General features: G+C 59.6%; 22 protein-coding genes and 1 pseudogene. 11 read left to right on the top strand and 12 right to left on the bottom strand.

Going from position 1 to position 24221, the window contains the following annotated elements:
• Window positions 1-138: 138 nt before the first annotated feature.
• Window positions 139-1113, top strand: coding sequence for a porphobilinogen synthase (gene hemB / locus AC3IUE_RS23055; protein WP_046056079.1), 975 nt, complete (start codon window positions 139-141; stop codon window positions 1111-1113).
• A 125-nt stretch (window positions 1114-1238) separates the two neighbouring features.
• Here the strand turns inward: hemB and AC3IUE_RS23050 are convergent, their stop codons facing one another.
• The gene (locus tag AC3IUE_RS23050; protein WP_489263851.1) at window positions 1239-2774 is read right to left on the bottom strand and encodes an FAD-dependent oxidoreductase; all 1536 of its coding nucleotides are present in this window, start codon (window positions 2772-2774) and stop codon (window positions 1239-1241) included.
• 183 nt (window positions 2775-2957) lie between these two features.
• Between AC3IUE_RS23050 and AC3IUE_RS23045 the strand changes: the two genes are divergently transcribed.
• On the top strand, window positions 2958-4052 hold the full coding sequence (locus tag AC3IUE_RS23045; RefSeq protein ID WP_489263850.1) for a DUF1615 domain-containing protein: 1095 nt from the start codon (window positions 2958-2960) through the stop codon (window positions 4050-4052).
• A gap of 83 nt (window positions 4053-4135) precedes the next feature.
• Here the strand turns inward: AC3IUE_RS23045 and AC3IUE_RS23040 are convergent.
• Together AC3IUE_RS23040 and AC3IUE_RS23035 are read right to left on the bottom strand one after the other, a co-directional pair.
• Window positions 4136-4417: pseudogene (locus AC3IUE_RS23040) on the bottom strand (hypothetical protein); the annotation flags it as partial.
• A 153-nt stretch (window positions 4418-4570) separates the two neighbouring features.
• The gene (locus AC3IUE_RS23035; RefSeq protein ID WP_056740172.1) at window positions 4571-5365 is read right to left on the bottom strand and encodes a DUF4349 domain-containing protein; all 795 of its coding nucleotides are present in this window, start codon (window positions 5363-5365) and stop codon (window positions 4571-4573) included.
• A gap of 163 nt (window positions 5366-5528) precedes the next feature.
• Here AC3IUE_RS23035 and AC3IUE_RS23030 point away from each other — a divergent pair, with 163 nt between their 5' ends.
• A complete protein-coding gene (locus AC3IUE_RS23030; protein WP_489263849.1) occupies window positions 5529-6152 on the top strand; it encodes a glutathione S-transferase in 624 nt (207 codons plus the stop codon).
• A gap of 1 nt (window position 6153) precedes the next feature.
• Here the strand turns inward: AC3IUE_RS23030 and AC3IUE_RS23025 are convergent, their stop codons facing one another.
• Window positions 6154-6594: a CBS domain-containing protein gene (locus tag AC3IUE_RS23025; RefSeq protein ID WP_008148332.1), complete on the bottom strand. Its 441-nt coding sequence runs from the start codon at window positions 6592-6594 to the stop codon at window positions 6154-6156.
• A 426-nt stretch (window positions 6595-7020) separates the two neighbouring features.
• Between AC3IUE_RS23025 and AC3IUE_RS23020 the strand changes: the two genes are divergently transcribed.
• On the top strand, window positions 7021-9381 hold the full coding sequence (locus AC3IUE_RS23020; RefSeq protein ID WP_489263848.1) for a DNA polymerase II: 2361 nt from the start codon (window positions 7021-7023) through the stop codon (window positions 9379-9381).
• Here AC3IUE_RS23020 and AC3IUE_RS23015 read toward each other — a convergent pair.
• The 3 genes from AC3IUE_RS23015 to AC3IUE_RS23005 all read right to left on the bottom strand — a co-directional run bounded on the left by AC3IUE_RS23015 (window position 9346) and on the right by AC3IUE_RS23005 (window position 12056).
• Window positions 9346-9816, bottom strand: a complete 471-nt coding sequence (locus AC3IUE_RS23015; RefSeq protein WP_489263847.1) for a DUF1810 domain-containing protein — start codon at window positions 9814-9816, stop codon at window positions 9346-9348. The genes AC3IUE_RS23020 and AC3IUE_RS23015 overlap by 36 nt on opposite strands.
• 29 nt (window positions 9817-9845) lie before the next feature.
• On the bottom strand, window positions 9846-10667 hold the full coding sequence (locus AC3IUE_RS23010) for an aldo/keto reductase (RefSeq protein WP_056740179.1): 822 nt from the start codon (window positions 10665-10667) through the stop codon (window positions 9846-9848).
• A gap of 240 nt (window positions 10668-10907) precedes the next feature.
• Entirely contained in the window at window positions 10908-12056 is a 1149-nt protein-coding gene (locus AC3IUE_RS23005; protein WP_489263846.1) for an aldose epimerase family protein, read from the bottom strand.
• Between the two features lie 252 nt (window positions 12057-12308).
• On the opposite strand from AC3IUE_RS23005, the gene AC3IUE_RS23000 reads away from it, so the two are divergent.
• Together AC3IUE_RS23000 and AC3IUE_RS22995 are read left to right on the top strand one after the other, a co-directional pair.
• Entirely contained in the window at window positions 12309-13058 is a 750-nt protein-coding gene (locus tag AC3IUE_RS23000; protein WP_489263845.1) for a hypothetical protein, read from the top strand.
• A 222-nt stretch (window positions 13059-13280) separates the two neighbouring features.
• Complete coding sequence (locus AC3IUE_RS22995) at window positions 13281-14066, top strand: sulfite exporter TauE/SafE family protein (protein WP_046047606.1); 786 nt, start codon at window positions 13281-13283, stop codon at window positions 14064-14066.
• A gap of 42 nt (window positions 14067-14108) precedes the next feature.
• Here AC3IUE_RS22995 and AC3IUE_RS22990 read toward each other — a convergent pair whose 3' ends face one another.
• Entirely contained in the window at window positions 14109-14477 is a 369-nt protein-coding gene (locus tag AC3IUE_RS22990) for a VOC family protein (RefSeq protein ID WP_489263844.1), read from the bottom strand.
• A gap of 179 nt (window positions 14478-14656) precedes the next feature.
• Between AC3IUE_RS22990 and AC3IUE_RS22985 the strand changes: the two genes are divergently transcribed.
• Both AC3IUE_RS22985 and AC3IUE_RS22980 read left to right on the top strand, forming a co-directional pair.
• On the top strand, window positions 14657-15229 hold the full coding sequence (locus tag AC3IUE_RS22985) for a DUF4174 domain-containing protein (protein ID WP_056740188.1): 573 nt from the start codon (window positions 14657-14659) through the stop codon (window positions 15227-15229).
• A 286-nt stretch (window positions 15230-15515) separates the two neighbouring features.
• The gene (locus tag AC3IUE_RS22980; protein ID WP_489263843.1) at window positions 15516-15884 is read left to right on the top strand and encodes a DUF6124 family protein; all 369 of its coding nucleotides are present in this window, start codon (window positions 15516-15518) and stop codon (window positions 15882-15884) included.
• Between the two features lie 244 nt (window positions 15885-16128).
• Here the strand turns inward: AC3IUE_RS22980 and ampC are convergent, their stop codons facing one another.
• The gene (ampC, locus tag AC3IUE_RS22975) at window positions 16129-17271 is read right to left on the bottom strand and encodes a class C beta-lactamase (protein ID WP_489263842.1); all 1143 of its coding nucleotides are present in this window, start codon (window positions 17269-17271) and stop codon (window positions 16129-16131) included.
• 160 nt (window positions 17272-17431) lie between these two features.
• On the opposite strand from ampC, the gene AC3IUE_RS22970 reads away from it, so the two are divergent.
• Window positions 17432-18352, top strand: coding sequence for a LysR family transcriptional regulator (locus AC3IUE_RS22970; RefSeq protein ID WP_489263841.1), 921 nt, complete (start codon window positions 17432-17434; stop codon window positions 18350-18352).
• 66 nt (window positions 18353-18418) lie between these two features.
• Here the strand turns inward: AC3IUE_RS22970 and gudD are convergent, their stop codons facing one another.
• Complete coding sequence (gene gudD, locus AC3IUE_RS22965) at window positions 18419-19762, bottom strand: glucarate dehydratase (RefSeq protein WP_489263839.1); 1344 nt, start codon at window positions 19760-19762, stop codon at window positions 18419-18421.
• Between the two features lie 37 nt (window positions 19763-19799).
• A complete protein-coding gene (locus AC3IUE_RS22960; RefSeq protein ID WP_489263838.1) occupies window positions 19800-21146 on the bottom strand; it encodes an MFS transporter in 1347 nt (448 codons plus the stop codon).
• A gap of 281 nt (window positions 21147-21427) precedes the next feature.
• On the opposite strand from AC3IUE_RS22960, the gene AC3IUE_RS22955 reads away from it, so the two are divergent.
• Window positions 21428-22141 carry a FadR/GntR family transcriptional regulator gene (locus AC3IUE_RS22955; RefSeq protein ID WP_046047599.1) on the top strand — a complete coding sequence of 238 codons (714 nt, stop codon included), beginning with the start codon at window positions 21428-21430 and terminating at the stop codon, window positions 22139-22141.
• Between the two features lie 142 nt (window positions 22142-22283).
• Here the strand turns inward: AC3IUE_RS22955 and AC3IUE_RS22950 are convergent, their stop codons facing one another.
• A complete protein-coding gene (locus AC3IUE_RS22950) occupies window positions 22284-23195 on the bottom strand; it encodes a DMT family transporter (protein ID WP_489263837.1) in 912 nt (303 codons plus the stop codon).
• 96 nt (window positions 23196-23291) lie between these two features.
• On the opposite strand from AC3IUE_RS22950, the gene AC3IUE_RS22945 reads away from it, so the two are divergent.
• Window positions 23292-24155 (top strand): LysR family transcriptional regulator, encoded by an 864-nt coding sequence (locus AC3IUE_RS22945; protein WP_489263836.1) that lies wholly within the window; start codon window positions 23292-23294, stop codon window positions 24153-24155.
• Window positions 24156-24221: the final 66 nt, after the last annotated feature.

Raw genomic sequence — 24221 nt, 5'->3', positions numbered from 1 at the left:
CAAGGCTCATATCTCAGTGATTATTGCCGAACCGGTAAGGGTTTTTCCTCACCTGAGATTTGTGCCCTGCAAGGTCCAGGGCATAAGCTTCGCCCCCTACGACTTTCGTCTCGTCCTCCCGTTTTTCAGGAACCCCTCATGTCCAGTCAGTTCCCCGAAGCACGTCCACGCCGTCTGCGCCGCAATGCGAGCCTGCGCAGCCTGTTCCAGGAAACCGAGTTCAGCTTGAACGATCTGGTGTTGCCGATTTTCGTCGAGGAAGAGATCGACGACTTCGTACCGATCAAAAGCATGCCCGGCGTGATGCGTATTCCAGAGTCGAAACTGGCGGGTGAGATCGAGCGTTATGCCCGGGCCGGGATCAAGTCGGTGATGACGTTCGGCGTGTCGCACCATTTGGACGGCAACGGCAGCGACACCTGGAGCGACAACGGTCTGGTGTCGCGCATGTCGCGCATCGCCAAGGACGCGGTGCCGGACATGATTGTGATGTCCGACACCTGCTTCTGTGAGTACACCGACCACGGCCATTGCGGTGTGCTGCACAACCATGAGGTCGACAACGACCAGACCCTGATCAATCTCGGCAAACAAGCCGTGGCCGCCGCTCGTGCCGGTGCTGACGTGATCGCCCCGTCGGCCGCCATGGACGGGCAGGTTCAGGCCATTCGCCGGGCGCTCGATGAAGCGGGTTTCAACCAGACCGCGATCATGGCCTATTCGACCAAGTTTGCCTCGGCGCTCTACGGTCCGTTCCGTGAAGCCGGCGGCAGCGCACTCAAGGGCGACCGCAAAAGCTACCAGATGAACCCGATGAACCGCCGCGAAGCCGTGCGCGAATCACTGATGGACGAGCAGGAAGGCGCCGACGCGCTGATGGTCAAACCGGCCGGCGCGTACCTGGACATCATCCGCGACATCCGTGAAGCCTCGCGTTTGCCGCTGTCGGCGTATCAGGTGAGCGGCGAGTACGCGATGATCAAATTCGCCGCCCAGGCCGGGGCGATAGATGAAGATCGCGTGGTGCGGGAAACCCTAGGGTCGATCAAACGGGCCGGCGCGGATCTGATCTTCACTTACTTTGCGATGGACCTGGCGCTGGCCGGCATCTAAAAAACACCACACAACCCCTGTGGGAGCGAGCTTGCTCGCGATAGCGGTTTGTCATTCAACATTGATGTCGACTGAACTGCCGCCATCGCGAGCAAGCTCGCTCCCACATTTGATTTTCGGTGTCTTCAAGATTTGCCGAAAAACGGTCTGATCCCGTGATCCCGGAAGTACCGCTCGATCACTTTGGGATCGGCAGAGTTGTCGGCAATCGCCACATACGTATCCGGCCGCAGCAGGTAAAACCCGTTACGCCCCAGACCAGCCGCTTCAAACGCCGGCCGCCAGTCAAACACATGCAACGGCAAATGATGTTCGTGGCACCAGGCGATCATTTCGTCGCTGGTGTCGCCATACACATGCACCTGCCAGGTCGCGCATTTCAGCGATTCGAAATTGTCCCCCTCACCATCGTGAGCCCAAGGCAGGCGGTCGCCACCGTGAACATGACCGGCAACGCCCGTGCTCAACGGCATCCCGCGATAGTTCAAGGTGATCTGCGACACCGTGCGAAACAGGAATTCACGGGACGCCTCAAACGATGCCATTTTCGGAATCACGAACGGCGCCAGACGCGTGCGCAACAAATCGGCCATGCGCCCTTCGGCCGTGACGAAACTGAACACCCGATCGGTGGTGGCAACCAGTTTGCGGGCAAACGCAATGCGCTCGGTTTCGTAAGTGTCGAGGAGTTTGGCTTCAGCGCCGCCGCTCAACACCGCCGCGAGTTTCCAGGCGAGGTTGATGGCATCGCCAATGCCGGTGTTCATGCCCTGGCCACCGGCGGGGCTGTGGACGTGGGCGGCGTCACCCAATAGAAACGCGCGCCCGGTGCTGAAATGATCCGCCACCCGATGATGCACGCGGTAGGTCGAGAACCAGTTCAGTTGCTCGATCTTTACTTTCATATGTTCGATGGCCCGGCTGCTGACGTCTTCAAATTGCAAGGTTTCGGCTTGCTCGGCGCGCTCGTCGCGTACGGTGCCGATCAGGCGGGCGCGGCCTTCACCGGCCAAGGGAAACACCGCGAGAAAATCCGCTTCATCGAGATCCACGTGCAGTTCGCCGTTGAACGTCGGGCCGCTGGCTTGCACGTCGGCGACGTAGAAAATCTGCTGGTAGGTGCCGCCGGGAAATCCGGTGTCCAGGGTCTTGCGCACGATCGACCGGGCACCGTCACAACCTGCCAGATAGCAAGCCTGGCAGGTTTCCTCCTGACCATCGGCCAAGCGCAAATAGGCGGTGATGCCGTCACCGGTTTCCACGAAACTCTCCAGCGCCGTGTTGCGCTCCACCTTGATGCCAAAGGTTTCGAGGCGGTCTATCAGCAGCCGTTCGTGTTCGTCCTGAGGAAAGATTTCGAGGAACGCATAAGGTGTCAGGCCTTCGCCGATGCGGCTCAACGGCAAGCGCGCCACGGGTTCGCCCTTGACCCAGAAGTTCGCCGCGGCCACTCGATGACCGTTCTGCACCACCGCATCGCTGAGGTCGAGCTGGCGATACAGCTCCAGCGTCCGTGCCTGCACGGCCAGCGCCCGCGACGTGGTTCCGGGTGTCGACGTCTTGTCGATGATGCGTACTTGCACGCCAAGCTTGCTCAGCCACAGCGCCAACACCAGCCCGGTCGGGCCGGCGCCGATGATCAGAACGTCGCTACGGTTCATGAGACTGTCCTCCTCGGTGTGTGGCTCAAGTATGGTTCAGCCGCGACAGACGGGCAGGATGTCTGCCAAACGGAAAAAGGCCCCGCGCTGCTACGGGGAACAGTGGGGGGCGGCGAGAGTCATAGCCTGCGCCATGCCATTGATCGTATGGTTACCCCGGCTCAACGGATTTGATGGAGCAACATGCAAGCCAATCGATTGATGATGAGCGTCGCCGCGCTGCTGGTGCTGGCGGGTTGCGGCACTCAGCGCACGCAAGAGCTCCCTGCTCGCAAGCCTGCCGAGGTCAAGGCCGAGATCGTGCGCCTGCTGCCGGCCCAAACCACCGATCGTCAAGGCTGGGCTACCGATATTTACGCAGCATTGGCTGCCCAGAACATTTATCCATCCACCCAAAACTTGTGCTCGGTACTGGCGGTCACCGAGCAGGAATCGACCTTTCAGGTGGACCCACCCGTACCGGGCCTGGGCAAAATCGCCCGCGAGGAGATCGACCGCCGTGCCGACAAAGCCCACATTCCCGGCCTGCTGGTCAGCGGTGCGCTGCAGGTGAGTTCATCCAACGGCAAAAGCTATAGCGACCGACTCAATGCCGCGCGCAGCGAAAAAGAGCTCAGCGCGATCTTCGATGACTTCATCGGCATGGTGCCCATGGGTCGGACGCTGTTCGGTGGGTTCAACCCGGTGCACACCGGCGGGCCGATGCAGGTCAGCATCGACTTCGCCGAGCAGCAGGCGAAGGCGTATCCGTACCCGGTGGACGGCTCGATCCGTCATGAAGTGTTCAGTCGTCGCGGCGGCATGTACTTCGGTATCGCCCACTTGCTCGGTTATCCGGTGAGCTACAAACAACCGCTGTATCGCTTTGCCGATTTCAATGCCGGTTGGTACGCCAGTCGCAATGCCGCGTTTCAGAACGCGGTGAGTCGCGCGTCGGGCATACCGCTGGCGCTGGACGGTGACCTGGTCCGCTACGATTCGATCATGCCGGGCACCACGGAATTGGCGGTGCGCACCCTCGGCAAGCAACTGGGCATGCGCAATCCGACCCTTCGGGACCAATTGGAGGAGGGCAAAAACTTCGAATTCGAGGACACCCAGCTCTATGCACGGGTTTTCGCCTTGGCCGAAAAGGCGGAAGGTCGGCCATTACCGCGTGCGGTGTTGCCGGGGATTGTGCTGCAAAGCCCGAAAATCACCCGCAAACTCACCACGGCGTGGTTTGCCAAGCGGGTCGATGAGCGTTATCAGCGTTGCATGGCGCGGGCCGGCAAGTGACCGAGCGCAAAAAACAGGCGTAAAAAAACCCGGCTGATGAGGCCGGGTTTCTCATTGAGTACTGCGGTAAAACCATTCATTTACGCAGCGCGGTTTTCGATCAGGCGATCCGAGCCACCTTCTGCAACGCGGTTCTCGATCAGGCGATCCGAACCACCTTCAGCAACGCGTTTCTCGATCAGACGATCCGAGCCACCTTCGGCAACACGATTTTCGATCAAACGATCCGAACCACCTTCGGCCACACGACTTTCAATCAGACGATCCGAGCCGCCTTCAGCGACAACCGGGTGAGCAGAGGTAGCGGCGAAAGCGTTAACTGCAAAAACCGAGAAAACGATGCTGAGGATAGTTTGGCGTTTCATGAGGGTGTGCTCCGGGGTGTAGTTGTTGGGTCTGGAGCTGATGTTACGCCGCGGATTTTTTATGAGAACTTCATTGCCGTGATGGTGAACATCGACGGCAATGATAGGAAGGACGAGGCACCCCACGCGAGCGTGATGTTTCAGTTCAACGACTCAGGTGCGACGGCGAACAAACTTGCGCCACAACCAGACCCACAGCATGAACAGCGGGAAGGCCAGAATCAGGAAGGGCAGCGCGTAGCTGACTTTTTCCAGCGCATCGGCGGCGCCATCGGCCAGGTTGTCCAGCAAATTGCTGAACGCTTGGCTCAGGTGCGACGAGCGACTGCTGGCGCCGGTCGGCAGGAACGACAGCGTGACCCGATTGGTGTCCAGTCGGCGCTGGTGCCCGGCGGCGATCTGGGCCAGGGCTTGCAGGTCGTTTTCGATCCCTGCCTGTTCCTTGCTCAAGGTAATCAGGTCCGTGACGCTGATGTCTTTGCGGGCCGCCAATTCATCCAGACGTTGCTGCTGAGCCTTGAGCCGTTCTTGACGCCGACGAGTGTCGTCCACAGCATCGGCCAGGTCTTCGGCGCTGGTGATCCGCTGACCCAGTTCCCCACCCTCGGCCGCCATCGTGACCAGCGGTTCGACGCCAGCGGGGGCAATGCGCAAAGTGATCTCGGCGCGGCCGGCGCCTTGCTCGATACGCAGAACGTTACAGGCCCCGAAGCGTGCGGTTTCGCAGGCCTCGCGTGTGGCCTGCAAGCGCGGCCCGATTTGCGCCTGGGGCAGCAACAGTTGCAGTTCGTGCTCATAGGCGAGCATGGCGCCACCGCGCCCTTGTTCACCGGCTAGACTGGCCGAAGACGAGTGTTCGCTCGGCGAGCAGCCACTCAAGGCCAAACCAGCCAGAAGCAACCCATAGAGACGAAGAAACGAGGCGAGACCGCCATCCTGTTGGCGCATGTTCTTTCCTTGAAGTGTGCAGTAGGGCTTGAACCGCGACAGGTAGTCATGAGTGCGGCCCGGGAGGCGTATCTTACCTGTATCGCCCGGCCCAATGGCAGGGAGCGTGCCTCGTGCCCAATCGTCTGCTGACGCTATTTTCGTTTCGCCAGGAGCGCGCGATATGTACCAGCTATACGGACACCAGAACTCCGGCGCTGCCGCGATAGAAGCGGCACTGGAGCTTTGCGAAATCCCTTACCGCTTCATCGACGTTGAAGCCTCTCCCGAGGCGACCCACGCGCTGGAGAAGCTCAATCCGCTCAAGCAGATTCCGGCACTGCAATTGCCCGATGGCAGCGTTCTCACCGAGAGCGCGGCGATTCTGATTCACCTGGGGCTCACGTTTCCCAAAGCAAATCTGCTGCCGAAAAACACCGCCGCGCGGGATCAGGCCATTCGCGGCCTGGTGTACATCGTCAGCAATTGCTATTCGGCCATTGGCATCATCGACTACCCCGAGCGTTGGTTGGCCGAGGCGGATGAATCGTCCAGGCAAAACCTCATGGCCGGCGCCCGCGCGCGACTGCACAGGAGTTGGGAGGTGTTTGCCGATCAGTTTTCGGGCGATTTGTATCTGGGTGACGAGACGCCGGGGGCGCTGGATGTGCTGGCGGCTGTGGTGTCCAGATGGGCGGGTAGCCGGGAACATTTACGCAGTGCAAGGCCTGGGTTTTTCGCGTGGCTTACGCGCATCGACCGGCACCCGACATTGGCACCGGTCTTCGCGCGGCATTGGCCGGACTGATCTATTCGCCGCGGATGTACTGCTCCAACTGGCGAATCAGCTCAGCCTGTTCGGCGATGGCCTCCTTGACCAGGTCGCCGATCGATAGCAAACCAATTAGCTGGCCGTTTTCCACCACCGGCAAGTGGCGCAGGCGTTTGTCGGACATGATGCCCATGCAGGTTTCGACGGTTTGATGGGTGTCCACGGTGATCACCGGCGACACCATGATGTCTTCGACCGGTGTACCGACGGAGGAGCGGCCCTTGAGCACAAGTTTGCGCGCATAGTCACGCTCGCTGATGATGCCGACGACCTCGCCATTCCTCAAGACCGGCAATGCGCCGACGTTTTTCGCGGCCATGACCATCAGCGCTTCCAGCACCATTTGATGCGGCGCAATGGTGTGGACCTCATGATTCTGTTCAGCCTTTAACTTCAGCAGTTGGGCGACGGTTTTCATGGCAGTTTCTCAGGTGTTGTCGTTGTCCTTGAAGAATCGTAGACACGGGCGCTGAGGGCAAGGCAGAAAGCGGCAGATAACGCGCAAAAAACGCCATTCAGCGGTTTTTCTTCCGAATATCTCCGTACCAGGTCGATAAACACCTGCAATCTGGCAGCGACTTCAAGAGCCACCCCTCACCCCAACCCTCTCCCCACGGGGGAGAGGGGGAAAGGGAGCTGATCTTTATGGTTTTCGAGCCTGAGTTCGACTCTATTTCCTCGGTCGCAGAACGTCTAAAAATCAACTCGGTCAGTCCCCTCTACCCCGTGGGGAGAGGGTTAGGGTGAGGGGTGTTTCCAAAGGCTGCCAAATCCATAAGCCACCACGCTCTCCATCCCGATCCCGCGTAGAATCTCCCTCTGAATCAGATTCGAGGTTGCAGTGGTGGATTTACAGCGGGGCTTCGTCCTGACTCGGCATTGGCGCGATACCCCGGCCGGTACGGAAGTCGAGTTCTGGCTGGCGACCGATACCGGTCCCCAGCGGATCCGCCTGCCTCATCAACCGTCGGTGGCGTTCATCCCCGCCGCCCAGCGCGAGCAGGCCGAAGCGCTGCTGCGCGGCGAAAAGAACGTCGAGCTGCGGCCGTTGGCGCTGCTGGATTTCGAGCACCGCCCGGTGCTCGGCCTGTATTGCCAGCAGCACGGTCAGTTGATGCGCCTGGAAACCGCGCTGCGCAAGGCCGGCGTCGACATGTTCGAAGCCGACGTGCGCCCGCCGGAACGCTACATGATGGAGCGTTTCATCACCGCGCCGGTCCGGTTCAGTGGCACGCCGAACGCCGAAGGCCTGCTGCTCGATGCGCAGATGAAACCCGACCCCGACTATCGCCCGAACCTCAGGCTGGTCTCGCTGGACATCGAAACCACCGCTCAGGGCGAGCTGTATTCCATCGCCCTGGAAGGCTGCGGCGAGCGCCAGGTCTACATGCTCGGCCCGCCCAATGGCGACGACAGCGAAGTGGATTTCCAGCTCGAATACTGCGATTCCCGAACCCTGCTGCTGAAAAGACTCAACGAATGGTTCGCCCGCCATGATCCCGACGCGATCATCGGCTGGAACGTCGTGCAATTCGACCTGCGTGTGCTTCACGAACACGCCCGGCGCCTGGCGGTGCCGCTGAAACTGGGGCGTGGAGGCGAGGAAATGCAGTGGCGTGAACACGGTAGCCGCAACCATTATTTCGCCTCGGCTGCTGGCCGGCTGATCATCGATGGGATCGAATCCCTGCGTTCGGCGACCTGGAGTTTCCCCTCGTTCAGCCTGGAAAACGTCGCGCAAACCCTGCTTGGTGAGGGCAAGTCGATCGACAATCCGTACCAGCGCATGGACGAAATCAACCGCATGTTCGCCGAGGACAAACCGGCCCTGGCCAAGTACAACCTCAAGGATTGCGAGCTGGTGACGCGGATTTTCGCCAAGACCGAGCTGCTGACCTTCCTGCTGGAACGGGCCAGCGTCACCGGTTTGCCGGCGGATCGCAGCGGCGGCTCGGTGGCGGCGTTCACGCACCTTTACATGCCGCTGATGCATCGCCAGGGTTTCGTTGCGCCGAACCTTGGGAACAAGCCTGCGCAGGCCAGCCCCGGCGGTTTTGTCATGGACTCGCAACCGGGGCTGTACGAGTCGGTGCTGGTGCTCGATTACAAAAGCCTCTATCCATCGATCATCCGAACCTTCCTCATCGACCCGGTGGGCTTGATCGAGGGGCTTAAACATCCCGATGACAGCGAGTCGGTGCCAGGCTTTCGCGGCGCGCGTTTTTCCAGAACCCGGCATTGCCTGCCCGCCATCGTCGCCCGGGTCGCCGAAGGTCGCGAAACCGCCAAGCGCGAACACAACGCGCCGTTGTCCCAGGCCCTGAAAATCATCATGAACGCTTTTTACGGCGTGCTCGGATCCAGCGGTTGCCGTTTCTTCGACACACGCCTGGCGTCGTCCATCACCCTGCGCGGTCACGAGATCATGCTACGTACGCGACAGCTGATCGAAGCCCAGGGCCACACGGTAATTTACGGCGACACCGATTCGACCTTCGTCTGGCTGCGCCGTGCCCATGGTCAACAAGAAGCCGCACAGATCGGCCGCGCGCTGGTGGATCACGTCAACCAGTGGTGGCGCGAGCATGTGCAGCAGCAATACGGTCTGGAAAGTGCCTTGGAGTTGCAGTTCGAAACCCACTACAAGCGCTTTCTGATGCCGACCATTCGCGGCGCCGAGGAGGGCAGCAAGAAGCGCTATGCGGGGCTTGTGACCCGCGTCGATGGCACCGACGAAATGGTCTACAAAGGCCTGGAAACCGTGCGCACCGACTGGTCGCCACTGGCCCGGCAATTCCAGCAGGAGTTGTACCTGCGCATCTTCAATCGCAAACCCTATCAGGATTATGTGCGCGACTATGTGCGCAAGACCTTGGCGGGGGAGTTCGACGATCGCCTGATCTACCGCAAGCGCCTGCGCCGCACCCTTGATGACTATCAGCGCAATGTGCCGCCTCACGTGCGTGCCGCGCGAATGGCCGATGATTACAACGACCAGCAGGGCCGCCCGCGGCAATACCAGAACGGTGGCTGGATCAGTTACGTGATCACCGTCGCCGGGCCCGAACCGCTGGAAATCCGCAGCGCGCCCATCGACTACGACCACTACGTCACCCGGCAACTGCAACCGGTGGCGGACGCCATTCTGCCCTTCGTGGACGACGACTTTTCAACCTTGATTGGTGGGCAGCTGGGCCTGTTTTGAGTCGAGTAGCAACAACGTCCAGTCATCCAGGATGCCGTGGAAATACTGGTCAAGTGCTCGATGAAAGTCGCTGTTAGCGCCGGCAACCTGGGCGAACAGCGTCATGGAAGAGTGAAACTTGAGATTGTCGGGGTGACCGAAGATGGCCGTAATTGAGCTGTTTTCGATGTTCAGCACCAATTGCGTGCAGGTGCGCAACCGTGAACCCAGCAGCGGATGATTGAGGTACGCCGCAGCTTCCTCTTTGGAACGAATGGCAAAGTGGCGGGACATCTCGCTGCCGCCCAATCCTGAGAATTGCGGAAAGATGAACCACATCCAGTGACTGCGCTTGTGACCGGCGTTCAGCTCGGCCTGGATCCGTTTGAACACCGGGTCCTGTGCCTGGATAAAGCGTTGCAGATTAAAGGAATCGTCCTGATCAGTGCTTCTCATGCCGAAGCCCTCTGACAGACTGCGATGGCTCAGACCATGGCCAACCGCTGTTTGCGTTGTGGCGCGCGAAACGCCTGGTCCAGCGCCTCCAGATCCCCAGCCTCCAGTTGCAATTGCGCGGCTTGCGCGTTGAGTTGCACGTGCTCGGGTCGGACCGCTTTGGGGATGGCGATCACGCCTTCCTTACGCAGCATCCATGCCAGTGCTACCTGGGCCGGCGTCACACGGTGACGGGCGGCTATTTGTTTGAGCGTTGCATGGTTCAGCATAGGCCCACCCTGACCGATCGGACAGTAGGCCATGACCGGCATTTGATGCTGGCGGCTCCAGGGCAGCAGATCAAACTCGATGCCGCGTTCTTCCAGGTTGTAGAGCACCTGATTGGTGGCACAGGCCGGTGAGGCCAGTTCCTCCAGGTCGTCGACATCAAAATTGGAGACGCCCCAGCGACCGATCTTGCCTTCTTCGCGCAGGCGTTCGAAGGCTTCGACCGTTTCTTCGAGGGGATACTGGCCGCGCCAGTGCAGCAGGTAGAGATCGATGTAATCGGTATCGAGCCGCCGCAGACTGCGTTCGCACGCCTGGGGGATGCCTTTGCGGCTGGCGTTGTGCGGGTACACCTTGCTGACCAGAAACACTTCATCACGTCTGCCGGCGATGGCTTCACCGACCACTTCCTCCGCGCCGCCCTCGCCGTACATTTCAGCGGTGTCGATGAGGGTCATGCCCAATTCGATGCCGAGGCGCAAAGCCGCCACTTCCTGGGTGTGCCGGGAACGATCTTCGCCCATGCGCCAGGTGCCTTGACCGATGACCGGTACGTTGACGCCGGCCAGTTCGAGGGTCCGCATTCAAATCTCCTTATTTTGAATCGATAAGTACTCTTCGGTTGGCAACAGAATACCCCGGTGGTTCCATCGACCTGTAGCAGCTGTCGAGCCTGCGAGGCTGCGTCCGGCTGCGAAGCAGTCGCCGAATCAAACAATGAGGTGTTTCAGGAGCATCGCGTGCGCAGGAACTGCGAGGACTTCGTCCTCGGACGCAGCCTCGCGGGCTCGGCAGCTGCTACATGATCGTGTGATGTCGGATAGTTAGTTGGCAGAAAACTTCATCACAGTGCTCTGGGCATAGGTCTTGCCCGGGTCCAGGCGCGTGGACGGAAAGGTCGGCTGATTCGGCGAATCCGGATAGTGCTGGGTCTCCAGCGTGAACGCGCCCCAGTGCGGATAGACCTTGCCGGCCTTGCCCTTGACCGAACCGTCGAGGAAGTTGCTGGTGTAGAACTGCACACCGGGCTCGCTGGTGTAGAGCTGCAAGCGACGACCGGATTGCGGATCGCTGACCTCGGCGGCGAGTTGGCCCACATCACCCATGGCGTTCAGCACCCAGTTGAAATCGAAGCCGCCCTGTTTCGGTTCGGCAAACTTCAACTGTGGGTGATCGGCTTTGATGTTCTTGCCAATGGCGGTCGGTTGGGTGAAGTCCATCGGTGTGCCGGCCACCGGGGCCAGTTCGCCGGTCGGGATCAATTTGCCGGTAACAGGCGTGTAATGGCTGGCATGCAGGGTGGCGAGCTGTTTCAGCACATCGCCGTTACCGGCGCCGGCCAGGTTGAAATAGCTGTGATTGGTCAGATTCAACACCGTGGCTTTATCGGTGGAAGCCTTGTAGTCAATGCGCAGCTCGTTGTGCTCGTTGAGGCTGTAGGTGACCTCGGTTTTCAGGTTGCCGGGGAAGCCCATTTCACCGTCCGCCGACAGGTATGTCAGGGTCACGCCGACCGAATCCTTGCCATTGCTCGGTTGGGCTTTCCAGACGTCTTTGTCAAAACCCTTGGGGCCGCCGTGCAGCGAATTGGAACCGTCGTTGAGCGGTACCTGATAGCGCTTGCCGTCCAGTTCGAAAGCACCGTTGGCCAGGCGATTGCCGAAGCGCCCGATGGTCGCACCGAAGTACGCGGTGCCGCTCTGGTAGCCCTGCACGTTATCGAAACCGAGCACCACATCGTCGAACTTGCCGTTTTTGTCCGGCACTTTCAGCGACTGCAGGATGCCGCCGTAGGTAATGACCGTGGCGGTCAGGCCATGGCTGTTGCGCAAGATGTATTGCTCGACGGGCGTGCCGTCATTGGTTTTGCCGAAGGACTTGTGTTCGCTGGACAGGCCGGCGGCCTGGGCGGAGAGGGTGGCGATCATCAGGGACAGTCCAAGGACGCAGAGTGGGTGTCGGGATTGAAGCATGGTTGACCTTCCTTTTTGTTGTTTTTGAAGAAGTAGTCATACTAATAATCGAGTTTTAATCCGATCAAGGAAGGATTTATAGCTTATGTATGAACTGTTGCAATTATAAAGTATGACTAATATGGTGATCCTCTTAACGAATGCCAACGCTTACGGACCGTCGGCACTGCACTTTTCAAGGATTCACGGCTCTATCCTTGGCCAGCCTGCGGCGAATCCCCACCGCCGGCCCATGCCCAAGTTCAATAACCCATGGCTCGAGTTTTACTCCGCACCACCCCGCGAATCCGCCGCCATTGCCTGCTGTTGGCCTGCTTGTCGATGCTCGCCGCCTCCGGGTGCAGCCAGCAGCAGGGCAGCGACATCGTCAGCCAGTTCCGCGAAGGCAAACCCCAGGAATTCCTCCAGACCAGCGTCGACCGCATAGCGACCCTGGCGATGCGCGACAACCTCGACAGCCTCTACCTGCTGATGAGCAAGCTCTACCTGCGCAACCCGGACGAGCTGAAAAAATCCGGCTTCCTCGACGCCCGCACCGCTGGCAAGCAAGTGCGCATGGCCATCGAACAGCAACAACCGCTGCCGACCCTGGGTGGCAAAAAAGACCTGGCAGCGCTGAGTTATGCCATGAGCCCGGAGTTTCTCGGCGACCGGGTCGGTGCCTTCATCTACGCCATCGGCAGCATGCTCGTCACCGCCCACGGCAATCGGCTCGAGTTCTACATGACGGATGTGATCAACCCGACGTTCGTCAGCAACGCCGCCCGCAATATCGAGAAAGCCACCTGGATACTCAGCCAGCGGCAAAGCAAGAACGGCGAGCCGTTGCTGTTTTCCAACGAAATTTCGGAGGAGGGCAGCAACCTGAGTTTCGCCGTGGAGTTCGGCAAGATCGTCGCGCGGCTGGACCTGCTGACGCAGATGCTGGACGAACGCTACCGACGGATCGGTTTGAATTACGCGCAGAGTTTGCTGTTCCTCAATTTTCTCCCAGTACAGTGAACCCCTTGTGGGAGCGAGCCTGCTCGCGAAGAGGCAGGACCGACACTTTTGCAGTGTCTGCCAAACCGCCTTCGCGAGCAGGCTCGCTCCCACAAGGAACTGCGTGCACAGGAAATACTGCGTACTTGTGGCATAAAGATAGATCGCATCGATATAAGTGGTTATAAGAAAAATCGCTATGCTGCGGACCAGATTTTTCATGCGTTTTTTGTGGGCGTGTTAATGGAATTCGGTAATTTCGGTTTAGTCGTGGCAGGTCTGGTGGTCGGCTTTATTGTCGGGATGACCGGGGTCGGTGGCGGTTCGTTGATGACCCCCATTCTGTTGTGGTTCGGCGTCAATCCGGCCACCGCAGTGGGGACGGATTTGCTGTACGCGGCGATTACCAAGTCCAGTGGCGTGCTGGTTCATCGAAAGAACAAGAACATCGACTGGGCCATTACCGGTTGGCTGACGCTCGGCAGTGTGCCGGCGGTGGCGCTGACATTGTGGTTCCTGAGCACCTTGCAAACGTCGCCCGAGGCGATGAACGCGGTCATCAAGCAGGCCTTGGGCTTTGTCCTGTTTGCCACGGCGCTGGCGATTTTCTTCAAGAAACGCCTGCTCGATTTCGCCCACAAACGCGCGGGCGGTCATTACAACCCCAGCGGCAACCGCTTGAATGCGCTGACCGTGATCACCGGCCTGGTCCTCGGCACCATGGTTGCCCTGACCTCCATCGGCGCTGGCGCCCTGGGCACTGTCGCGTTGTTCATTCTCTATCCGCTGCTGCCGACCCGCCGCCTGGTGGGCACGGAAATCGCGCACGCCGTACCGCTGACCCTGGTGGCCGGTCTCGGCCATGCGAGCATGGGCAACATGGATTGGCACGTGCTGGGTTACTTGCTGATCGGTTCGCTGCCGGGGATTTATCTGGGCAGTCACCTGACGGGCCGTATCTCCGATGAAGTGCTGCGACCTTGCCTGGCCACGATGCTGGTGCTGATCGGGTACAAACTGGCCTTTTAATCGGGTAGAGGTTCCAGAAACAAACCCGCTTGGCAGGCCCGCTTAGGGCCGGGTCAGAATCTCCAACAGATGCCCGTCCGGGTCATCGAAATAAACCCGCCGGCCACCGCCGTAATCGTTGATCTCGTTTGGGCGTTGTTTGCCGGGGTCGGCCCACCAGGGTTGCTTTCTGGCTTGCAGGCGGGCGAAGGCCGCATCGAAATCCTCGTCACCGATCAAAAACGCGTAGTGCTGGGAGGCTATCGGCGGGTCATTGTCGTAGAAGTCCAGCGACACACCGTTGTCGAACTTGACGATCAGCATCGGGCCAAAGGGTTCGGGGCCGGGCAGACCGAGGATGTCTGCCAGATAGTTGGCTGATGTCTGCTTGTCACGACACCAGACGATGGTGTGGTTCAACTGAGCGCTCATGCACAGGTCCTCACGGCGGATCAGGGCTTGGTTGTTGAGCTATGAGATTAGCTCAGCCTGTTGCGCAATGACCGCCCTGACCTAAGCTTGGGGCAAGGCGAGACATAATTGCGAGCGTCACCCGGAACGAACGCCGCGATGCGCAATCATTAGAGCGTGGATATCAAAAGGAGATGCGCATGCTCATCAGGTCATTGACCCTGACTACCCTGCTGGCTTTCGCCGGCGCCTTGTTCGCTGCCGATGACGGCTCACCGCTGGACATGGACAAGGGCAGGTCCCGGCCGTTGATTGTCATCGCTCCAAGTACGGTCGATCCCACGTGGGTCAGCCTGAAAAAGTCGCTGGATGATCCGACAAACCGCAAGGGGTTCACCGAGCGAAACATGGTCCTGTATACCGTGCTCAATTTGATGGGCCAGCGCGAGGGCAAAGACCTGGGGCCACAAGACACGGCGGCATTGATCCGCTCGCTCAAGTTGGGTGCCGGCGCGAAGAGCAAAGTCATCCTGGTGGGCAAGGACGGCGAAAAGAAACTTGAGAGTTCGGGGGATGAATCAAAATCGGTCGATTTGAAGAAAATTTTCGACACGATCGACGCCTTGCCAGCGACTGAGAAAGAAGCCGCAGCGATGACGGTCGCGACGCCTGTTGAAGCGGCTGAACCGGTCAATGGTGCAAAGGGTGCCAAGGGCGCAAAACCAGGCAAGTCGGCGAAACCCGCCAAGCCGCCTGAAATGCCGGATGATTGACCCCGGACCTTTGTAGCAACAATGAAAAATGGGCGACCTCAAGAGGTCGCCCATTTTTTTGCTCGGCAATTGCTAAAAGAAAAGGGTGTTCCAGGGTGAGATGTATTGGCTTCTATTGGTCTCGGAAGTTTCCTGCAAGTTCTGTCGGTCTTGATGAACTGGTTTCTGTCAGAGCGCACCGCTAGCCTTCGTCAGCCACCGCAAAAACGCGGTCGGACGTGGGAATCCGCGACACTGAGGGATCCAGGGACGAAAAACACCAATGGCACAAAAAGGAGCCTCGTCTGTGAAAAAGTTCAGCAAGCAGCAACCGCAAACCCCAACCGACGCCGATCATCTCGATCCCGCGAAGCCGTGTGAAACCGCAAAAGGCGCAGTCACCCGAAGCCCCAGGCGTACCGCCACGCCCCAGCAGATTTTCACTGTTGCTCCTGGAGTCGACACACTGACCCTGCTAAATCAGGCCTGCGAAAACCTTGCCTCCCTGACTGTCCTGATTGCGAATTTTGTCGGGAAACTGGAAGGCTCGAACCGCAAGGTGCTGCTGTCGATTCAGCAATTGGCGGCGGTCACCGAGTTGTTGGTGAATCAGGCACGGGAAAATCTTGATCCGAGAAACGATGCACCTGACGCTCAGCCGCCGACTCGGCATTGAGCTGACGCAGTAACGACAATGGGCGACCTCAAGGGGTCGCCCATTTTGTTCGCCTACTGGAAATCTGTAGCAGCTGTCGAGCCTGCGAGGCTGCGTTCGGCCGCGCAGCGGTCGTGAGATCAGACTATGCGGTGTTTCAGGTAGAACGCAGATACAGGTTTTACGACTGCTGCGCCCGAGCGCGGACCGAGCCGAACGCAGCCTCGCAGGCTCGACAGCTGCTACGAGAGATCGCGTTTCTGGGCTACTTCGCCAGTGCGCTCAATATCGTATGAGCAATCTTGATCCGTTCAGGGTTCGGGTAGTTTTTGTTGGCCAGGATCACGATGCCGATGTCTTTCGACGGCACATACGCCACGTAGGCACCGAAGCCGCTTGTTGAGCCGGTTTTGTTGATCAATACGTTTTCTGGTTGAGGTTGCGGCGGGGTCAGCCACTGGACTTTGTGAGCCTCCATCGTCATCTGCGTCGAGTTACCGGCCAGCAATGTATCGAGGGTGACCGGGTAGTGGTAGAACTCCCAACCCAGCCCCTGAGTCATCTCGCCCACCTTGTAGTAACCGGTATGCGTCGTGGCAATTGCCCGTTGCATCGGGTCTTCGAGGCTGGCCGGCTTCATGTTCGCCTCAACATACCGAATCATGTCCGCCGCGCTGGTTTTCACCCCATAAGCCTCCGAATCCAGTGCCCCCGGCCCAACCCGAATAGGCTTGTCTTCCTTGTTGTAACCCTGAGCGTAAAGCCCCATCTGAGCCTGCGGCACTGTGAGGTAGGTGTGCTTCAGCCCGAGTTTCGGCAGCAGGGTTTTTTCCATCACGTCATCAAACGGTGCGCCCATGCTTTGGGCTGCCAGATAACCGAACAACCCCAGGCTCGGGTTCGAATACAGCCGATGGCTGCCAGCGGCATAAGTCGGTTTCCACTGCTGGAAGTATCCGAACATCTTGTCCGGTGCATCGGCATCGTCGGGGAATTGCAGCGGCAGGCCGCCGGCGCTGTAGGTGCCCAGTTGCAGCACGCTGATGTTATCGAACGCGCTGCCACGCAGATCCGGCAGCACGCTGCTGGCCTTGTCCGACAGGGACAGCTTGCCGGTGGCCTGAGCGTAGGCGGCGAGGGTGGCGGTGAAGGTTTTGCTCACCGAACCGATCTCGAACAGGGTGTCTTCGGTGACGGCTTTGCCGTTTTCCTTCGAGGCCACGCCGTAGTTAAAGTAATGCGGTTGGCCGTTGACGGTAATTGCGATCGCGACACCGGGGATCTGCTGTTGCTGCATCACCGGTTCGATGGCGGCCTTCACGATGGCTTCGATGCGGTCGTCAGCAAAGCAATGACCGGCGCTGAGGAACAGTGCGAAAGCGCTGTAGAATGCGAGCTTGTTATGCATGATTGAGTCACTTTCCATGAGGTTCAAGGGTACTAACCGCTACACTCCGAGCGGCTTTTCAATCCGGGTTGCTGATAGGCGAGCCAAATCTATGCAGTCTGCCGAAATTCGACAACCGATGATATTTCGGACGAGACATTAGAAAAATTTGGGAGTGGTCATGATCCGGCCTCAATTACCGCTCAATGCATTGCGCGCCTTCGAGGCCTCTGCCCGGCACTTGAGTTTCACCCGGGCGGCCGTTGAGTTGTGTGTCACTCAGGCGGCGGTGAGCCATCAGGTCAAGAGCCTGGAGTCTCAACTTGGCGTGACCCTGTTCAAGCGCTTGCCCCGCGGGCTTATGCTGACCAGCGAAGGCGAAACGCTGCTGCCGGTTCTGCGCGAATCTTTCGACCGTATCGCGCAAACCCTTGAGCGATTCGAAGGCGGACATTTTCGCGAGGTATTGACGGTCGGCGCGGTGGGGACGTTTGCGGTGGGCTGGTTGTTGCCACGGTTGACCGACTTCCAGGCGAAACATCCGTTCATAGATTTGCGCCTGTCGACCCACAACAATCGAGTGGATGTGGCGGCCGAAGGGCTGGATTACGCGATTCGTTTTGGCGCGGGGGCGTGGCATGGCATTGAAGCGGCGAGGTTGATCGAAGCGCCGTTATCGGTGTTGTGTGTGCCCGAGATTGCCCGGCAACTGAAAACTCCGACAGACCTGTTGCAGCAAACGCTGTTGCGTTCCTATCGCACGGACGAGTGGCCCGAATGGTTCCAGGCCACCGGCCTATCGACCCACACAGCGTCGCCCCGAAGCATCGTCTTCGACTCATCGCTGGCGATGATGGAGGCAGCGCTGCAAGGGGCGGGGGTGGCATTGGCGCCGCCGTTGATGTTCGGCCGGCAACTGGCGGCGGGTGCAATCGAACAACCGTTCGCTATCGGGATCACTACCGGCAGTTACTGGCTGACCCGCTTGCAGTCCCGCCCTGAAACGGCGGCGATGGCGGCGTTCAAGCAATGGTTGCTGCAAGCAGCACAAGAACCTGTGGGAGCGAGCCTGCTCGCGAAAGCGGTCTATCCGTCACATTGATGCTGGATGTGCCGACGTCTTCGCGAGCAGGCTCGCTCCCACAGGGATTGCGATATTCCAATAGCGTTAACGCACCAGACACGGCCGCTTGTTATCGAATTTCCATCCCGGAATCAGAAACTGCATCGCCACGCTGTCATCCCGCGCGCCCAATCCCATGCCTTTGTACAACTCATGGGCCTTGGCCAGCTGATCCATGTCCAGTTCGACGCCCAGCCCTGGTTTCTTCGGCACCTGCACGCAGCCGCCGACGATTTGCAGCGGCGCTTTGGTCAGGCGCTGACCGTCCTGCCAGATCCAGTGGGTGTCGATGGCGGTGATTTCACCCGGCGCAGCGGCCGCGACATGGGTGAACATCGCCAGGGAAATATCGAAGTGGTTGTTGGAATGCGAACCCCAGGTCAGGCCCCATTCATGGCACATCTGCGCCACGCGAACCGAGCCCTGCATCGTCCAGAAGTGCGGGTCGGCCAGCGGAATGTCCACTGATTGCAACTGGATCGCGTGGCCCATTTCCCGCCAGTCGGTGGCGATCATGTTGGTGGCGGTTTTCAAACCCGTGGCGCGACGGAATTCAGCCATGACTTCACGGCCCGAATAGCCGTTTTCCGCGCCGCACGGGTCTTCGGCGTAAGCCAGGACGTGATGCTGATCCCGGCACAGGCGAATGGCTTCTTTCAGCGACCACGCGCCATTCGGATCGAGGGTGATGCGCGCATCGGGGAAGCGTTCGGCCAGGGCGATGACGGCTTCGATTTCTTCATCGCCACTGAGCACGCCGCCCTTGAGTTTGAAGTCCTTGAAACCGTAGCGCGAGTGAGCCGCTTCGGCCAGACGCACCACGGCGTCGGCGGTCATGGCTTTTTCGTGACGTACGCGGAACCAGTCGTTGGCGGCGTCCGGCTCGCTGCGGTAGGTCAGGTTGGTTTCGTTTCGATCACCGACATAAAACAGGTAGCCGAGCATCTTCACTTCATCGCGCTGCTGACCTTCGCCGAGCAGGGCGGCGACCGGCACGTCCAGATGCTGACCGAGCAGATCGAGCAGGGCGGCTTCCAGGCCGGTGACGGCGTGGATGGTGATGCGCAAATCGAACGTCTGTAACCCGCGACCGCCGGCATCGCGATCGGCGAAGGTCTGGCGCACTTGATTGAGGATCTTCTGGTACGTGCCGATCGGGCTGCCAACCACCAGGCTGCGCGCATCTTCGAGAGTCTGGCGAATGCGCTCGCCGCCCGGTACTTCACCGACGCCAGTGTGACCGGCGTTGTCCTTGAGGATCACGATGTTGCGGGTGAAATACGGCCCGTGAGCGCCGCTCAGGTTGAGCAACATGCCGTCGTGGCCGGCCACTGGAACAACCTGCATGCTGGTGATGATCGGGGCTTTGGCGGTTTCTTGTGCGTTCATTGTTATGTCCTTCAAAACAGTGCTCTTACATGAGTGTTCAGGCGTGGTTGGGCGCTGGTTTGGCCAGTGCAGAGGCAGGTGCGGATTTCGGTTTGTTGCGTGCGGCGAAGACGATGATCGCGGCGATGATCGAGGTCGCGGCCAGGCCGTACAGCCCGCCCTGAATCGAACCGGTGCGTTCTTCCAGCAGACCGAACGTGGTCGGCGCGACGAAGCCGCCGAGGTTGCCCACCGAGTTGATCAGCGCGATCACACCTGCCGCAATTCGCGCATCCAGATAGGCCTGTGGAATCGGCCAGAACAACGACGACGCCGATTTGAAACCCAGCGCGGCAAAGCAGATCGCAACGAAGGCGAAGATCGGCCCACCGGTGGTGGACATGAACATCCCGGCTGCTGCGATCAGCAGGGCAGCGGCGACCCAGGCTTGTTGATGCTTCCATTTGGCCGACAGCGAAGCGAAGGCGTACATGCCAACGATCGACAGCAACCACGGAATCGAGTTGAACAACCCGACCTGAATATCGCTCAGGTCGCCCATCTTTTTGATGATGCTCGGCAGCCAGAAGGTCGCGGCGTAAATGGTCAATTGGATGAAGAAGTAGATCAGGCAGAACAGGATGATCTGGCGATCCTTGAGCAGGGTGCCCAACGACGGTTTGATCGGCGTCGCGGCTTCGCGGGCCAGTTGTTCGTCATCGATGGCCTTGACCAGCGCGTCTTGTTCGGCGCGGCTCAGCCATTTGGCGTCGTGGGGTTTGGAGTCCAGCCAGAACCAGACGAACACGCACAACCCCACCGAGAACATTCCTTCGATGAAGTACATCCACTGCCAGCCGTGCATGCCGAAACCGCTGATTTGCAGCAGCAACCCGGACAGCGGGCCGGAGATCAGCGAAGCAATCGCCGAACCGCTGAGGAAGATCGCAATCGCCTTGCCGCGTTCAACACCAGGTAACCAGCGGGTGAAGTAGTAAATCACTCCGGGGAAGAAACCGGCTTCGGCCACGCCCAGCAGGAATCGCAGGATATAGAAGTGGGTTTCGTTCTGGATGAACGCCATGCAAGCGGCGACCACGCCCCAGGTCAGCATGATGCGGGTCAGCCAGATTCGCGCGCCGACTTTTTGCAGGAGGATGTTGGAAGGGACTTCGAACAGCGCGTAACCGATGAAGAACAGGCCGGCGCCGAGGCCATAGGCGGCAGCGCCGATGCCCAGGTCATGTTCCATGTGGGCGCGGACGAAGCCGATGTTCACGCGGTCGATGTAGTTGACGATGAACATGATCACGAACAGCGGCAGTACATGGCGTTTCACTTTCGAGATGGCGGATTTCAGGACCGAATCGGCGCCATCGTTCATCCCGGATATGGATGTATTCACTGCGTTATCTCCCACTGATTATTTTTATGCGGGGTGCGACTGGGTGTTGCGATGTTGATAGACATCATACAACTACGTTTTTTCATACCGCAAGAGTGGTTGTCCAACAAAATGGCGCTTTATGGAGTGTTTATTATTCTTTTACGCTAATGCATGACCTTTATGATGGTCTCGAATACCTTGTTTGTTGAATGTTGTCATACAAGTTGGTCGGCGTTTTCCTGAGATTCCCGTCGAGCGCAGTGCTACGATTCCGTTAGCCCTGCTTTCGGATGATCGCCATGCAAGAAGACCTCGACGCGCCTGCCCGCAAGCGCACCCACAACCTGGCCCATGACCTGGTGGCCAAACTGACCCAGAGCATCTTGCTCGGCCAGATGCTGCCCGGGGACAAGCTGCCGTCCGAGAACACGATTGTTCAGGAGCACGGGGTCAGTCGCACGGTGGTGCGCGAGGCGATCTCGAAGTTGCAGGCGTCGGGGCTGGTGGAAACCCGCCACGGCATCGGCACCTTTGTTATCGAGCGAGCACCGGAGCAAGGGCTTCGGTTGAATGTCGATACCGCGCTGGGGGTGCGCAGCATTCTGGAGTTGCGCATGGGCCTGGAAACCCAGGCCGCCGCACTGGCGGCAACCCGTCGCACGGATCATCAGTTGGCACAGATGCGCGAAGCGCTGGACGACTATCAAAGCCTGCTGGCCAACAACGACAGCTGCGTCGAAGCCGACAAGCGCTTCCACCTGCTGATCGCCGAAGCCACCGGCAACGTGTGCTTCACCGAAATCATGCAGCACCTGGGCAGCGCCATGATCCCGCGCACCCGCGTCAATGCCGCCGAGCGCGGCGCAGTGGACTTGAGCAAGCTCGGGCAACTGGCCAACCTTGAGCACGAGGCGATTCTCAACGCGATCAAACGCCAGGATCCGGACGCGGCGCGGGCGGCCATGTGGCTGCACCTGACCAACAGTCGCGACCGGTTTTCGGCCGATCGCTGACCCTACATTTTGTGGGCGGCATTCCACCGCGTCATCGTTCTTCGCGAGCAGGCTCGCTCCCACAATTGACCGAGTTCACTCAGATCCAATGTGGGAGCGAGCCTGCTCGCGAAGGCGCCAGTCGCATTGGCGCCAGTCTGGATCAGGCGCTGGTTACTCGAGCAACCACCGGCCTGCGCTCCAGATTCAAGGCCAGCACGCTGACCAGCACCACCAGTGCGCCTCCAACGATCATCAACGTCGGCCGCTCGCCCAGCGCAAAAGAGGCAATCGCCATGGCGGTCGGTGGAATCAGATACAGCGTCATCGTCGCGCGGCTCAAATCCACATGAGTGAGCACATAGGCCCAGGCGAGATACGCAAGGGCACTTGGGAAAATGCCCAGCCCGATGACCGCAAGCTGCACTTCAACCGGAGCGGTGATGACCTGGCTCACCAGCCCCGGGAGATAAACCAACAGCAGCAGCGTCCCGAACCAAACCGTGTAACACACCAGCGTCAGCCCGTCGTAGCGCCGCGAGTGATGCTTCTGCAAGGCAAAGTAAACACTCCACGAAACCGCCGCCAACACAATCAGCCATCCATGGGCGTCGATGCTCCCCAGTCCGTGATCCCCGGCCACCACAATCACCACGCCGATCAATCCCAGGAAAACGCAGCCCCAGCGCCACGCGCTCACCCGGTCCTTGAACACGAAGCGCGCCAGCAGCGTACTGAACAACGGCGTTGATTGCGCCAACACACTGGAGGCGCCGGCGCTGACACTTTGCTGGCCGAAGTTCAGCGCGACATGGTGCAGGCTCACGGCAAAAAAACCGAGCGCGAACAGCAGCGGCAGGTCACGCCTGTTCGGCAGGCTGATGCCTCGGAACACCGCGACCACCGCCATGAATGCCGACGCCAGCAGAAACCGCAGCAAGGCCAGATGACCAGGCTCATAGGCCTGCAAACCGATGTGAATGCCGGTCGGTGAGTAACCCCAGCAGCCGACCACAAATGCCATGGCCAGGATGAGTTTGACGGGAGAACCGGGGGAGGGCGTGAGTGGCTTCATGATCGGGCACCTGTAGGCGGATGCACCCAGTATCAGAAGCCTGACTGTTCGCTACAACTGACTTATAGTGCGTCAACTCTTCACTTTCGGTGATGTATGGAGCTGGCACAGATACGCATGTTCAAGACTGTCGCCGAGGTCGGCAGCATCGCCCGGGCGGCCGAGTTGTTGCATTGCGTGCCGTCGAACATCACGGCACGGATCAAGTCCCTGGAAGCGGAACTGGGTGTCGCGCTGTTTCTGCGCGAGGGCCGAGGGCTGCGAATCAGCCCGACGGGGCAGACCTTTCTGGTTTATGCCTCGAAAATTCTCGCCCTGACGGCGGAAGCCAAACGCGCGGTGGACCCTTCGGCCGAGCCGTCAGGGCCGTTGCGCATTGGCGCCATCGAGTCGTCGGCGACCGGTCGATTGCCGCGTTTGCTGGCGAAATTCCACAAACGTTTCCCCGGCGTTGCGCTGGAACTGACCACCGGCACCTGGAGCCAATTGCTCGACGACACGCTCAATCACCGGCTCGACGGCGCGATCGTTGCGGTGGATGTCGAGCGCTCACACCTCAAGCGCACGCCGATGTACCGCGAGGAACTGCTGCTGATTGCCTCGACGTCCCTGGGACCGGTGCGTGACATCGCGGATTTGCAGGACAAGACCGTGTTCATGTGGCCTCAGGGCTGTCCCTACCGGGCGGCGCTGGAGCATTGGTTGCTGCGGCAGGGGCAGGCGTTGCCGATCGTCAGCCTGGCCAGTTACGGGGCGATTGTCGGCTGTGTCAGTGCCGGGGCGGGTGTCGCGCTGGTGCCAAAAGGCGTGTTTGATCAGTACGCCAAAGGGGCAGGTTGTGCGGGGTATGAGTTCCCCGAGCTGACGGCGATCGACAACCTGTTTTACTGGCATGAAAACGCCGGGGTTCACCCGGCGCGGGAAGCGTTTGTGGGGATGTTGCGTGAAGAGTTCGCCTGAGCCCCTGTGGGAGCGAGCTTGCTCGCGATAGCGGTTTAACATTCAACAATGATGTTGGCTGTGATT

Source organism: Pseudomonas sp. GL_093 (assembly GCF_057837605.1).
This window is presented reverse-complemented; position numbering and strand designations above follow the sequence as displayed.

What these genes read in the sequence shown, in the direction of transcription:
- hemB (WP_046056079.1), top strand. Translation starts at nt 139, where the DNA reads ATGTCCAGTCAGTTCCCCGAAGCACGTCCACGCCGTCTGCGCCGCAAT.
- AC3IUE_RS23050 (WP_489263851.1), bottom strand. Translation starts at nt 2,774, where the DNA reads ATGAACCGTAGCGACGTTCTGATCATCGGCGCCGGCCCGACCGGGCTG.
- AC3IUE_RS23045 (WP_489263850.1), top strand. Translation starts at nt 2,958, where the DNA reads ATGCAAGCCAATCGATTGATGATGAGCGTCGCCGCGCTGCTGGTGCTG.
- AC3IUE_RS23035 (WP_056740172.1), bottom strand. Translation starts at nt 5,365, where the DNA reads ATGCGCCAACAGGATGGCGGTCTCGCCTCGTTTCTTCGTCTCTATGGG.
- AC3IUE_RS23030 (WP_489263849.1), top strand. Translation starts at nt 5,529, where the DNA reads ATGTACCAGCTATACGGACACCAGAACTCCGGCGCTGCCGCGATAGAA.
- AC3IUE_RS23025 (WP_008148332.1), bottom strand. Translation starts at nt 6,594, where the DNA reads ATGAAAACCGTCGCCCAACTGCTGAAGTTAAAGGCTGAACAGAATCAT.
- AC3IUE_RS23015 (WP_489263847.1), bottom strand. Translation starts at nt 9,816, where the DNA reads ATGAGAAGCACTGATCAGGACGATTCCTTTAATCTGCAACGCTTTATC.
- AC3IUE_RS23010 (WP_056740179.1), bottom strand. Translation starts at nt 10,667, where the DNA reads ATGCGGACCCTCGAACTGGCCGGCGTCAACGTACCGGTCATCGGTCAA.
- AC3IUE_RS23005 (WP_489263846.1), bottom strand. Translation starts at nt 12,056, where the DNA reads ATGCTTCAATCCCGACACCCACTCTGCGTCCTTGGACTGTCCCTGATG.
- AC3IUE_RS23000 (WP_489263845.1), top strand. Translation starts at nt 12,309, where the DNA reads ATGGCTCGAGTTTTACTCCGCACCACCCCGCGAATCCGCCGCCATTGC.
- AC3IUE_RS22995 (WP_046047606.1), top strand. Translation starts at nt 13,281, where the DNA reads ATGGAATTCGGTAATTTCGGTTTAGTCGTGGCAGGTCTGGTGGTCGGC.
- AC3IUE_RS22990 (WP_489263844.1), bottom strand. Translation starts at nt 14,477, where the DNA reads ATGAGCGCTCAGTTGAACCACACCATCGTCTGGTGTCGTGACAAGCAG.
- AC3IUE_RS22985 (WP_056740188.1), top strand. Translation starts at nt 14,657, where the DNA reads ATGCTCATCAGGTCATTGACCCTGACTACCCTGCTGGCTTTCGCCGGC.
- ampC (WP_489263842.1), bottom strand. Translation starts at nt 17,271, where the DNA reads ATGCATAACAAGCTCGCATTCTACAGCGCTTTCGCACTGTTCCTCAGC.
- AC3IUE_RS22970 (WP_489263841.1), top strand. Translation starts at nt 17,432, where the DNA reads ATGATCCGGCCTCAATTACCGCTCAATGCATTGCGCGCCTTCGAGGCC.
- gudD (WP_489263839.1), bottom strand. Translation starts at nt 19,762, where the DNA reads ATGAACGCACAAGAAACCGCCAAAGCCCCGATCATCACCAGCATGCAG.
- AC3IUE_RS22955 (WP_046047599.1), top strand. Translation starts at nt 21,428, where the DNA reads ATGCAAGAAGACCTCGACGCGCCTGCCCGCAAGCGCACCCACAACCTG.
- AC3IUE_RS22950 (WP_489263837.1), bottom strand. Translation starts at nt 23,195, where the DNA reads ATGAAGCCACTCACGCCCTCCCCCGGTTCTCCCGTCAAACTCATCCTG.
- AC3IUE_RS22945 (WP_489263836.1), top strand. Translation starts at nt 23,292, where the DNA reads ATGGAGCTGGCACAGATACGCATGTTCAAGACTGTCGCCGAGGTCGGC.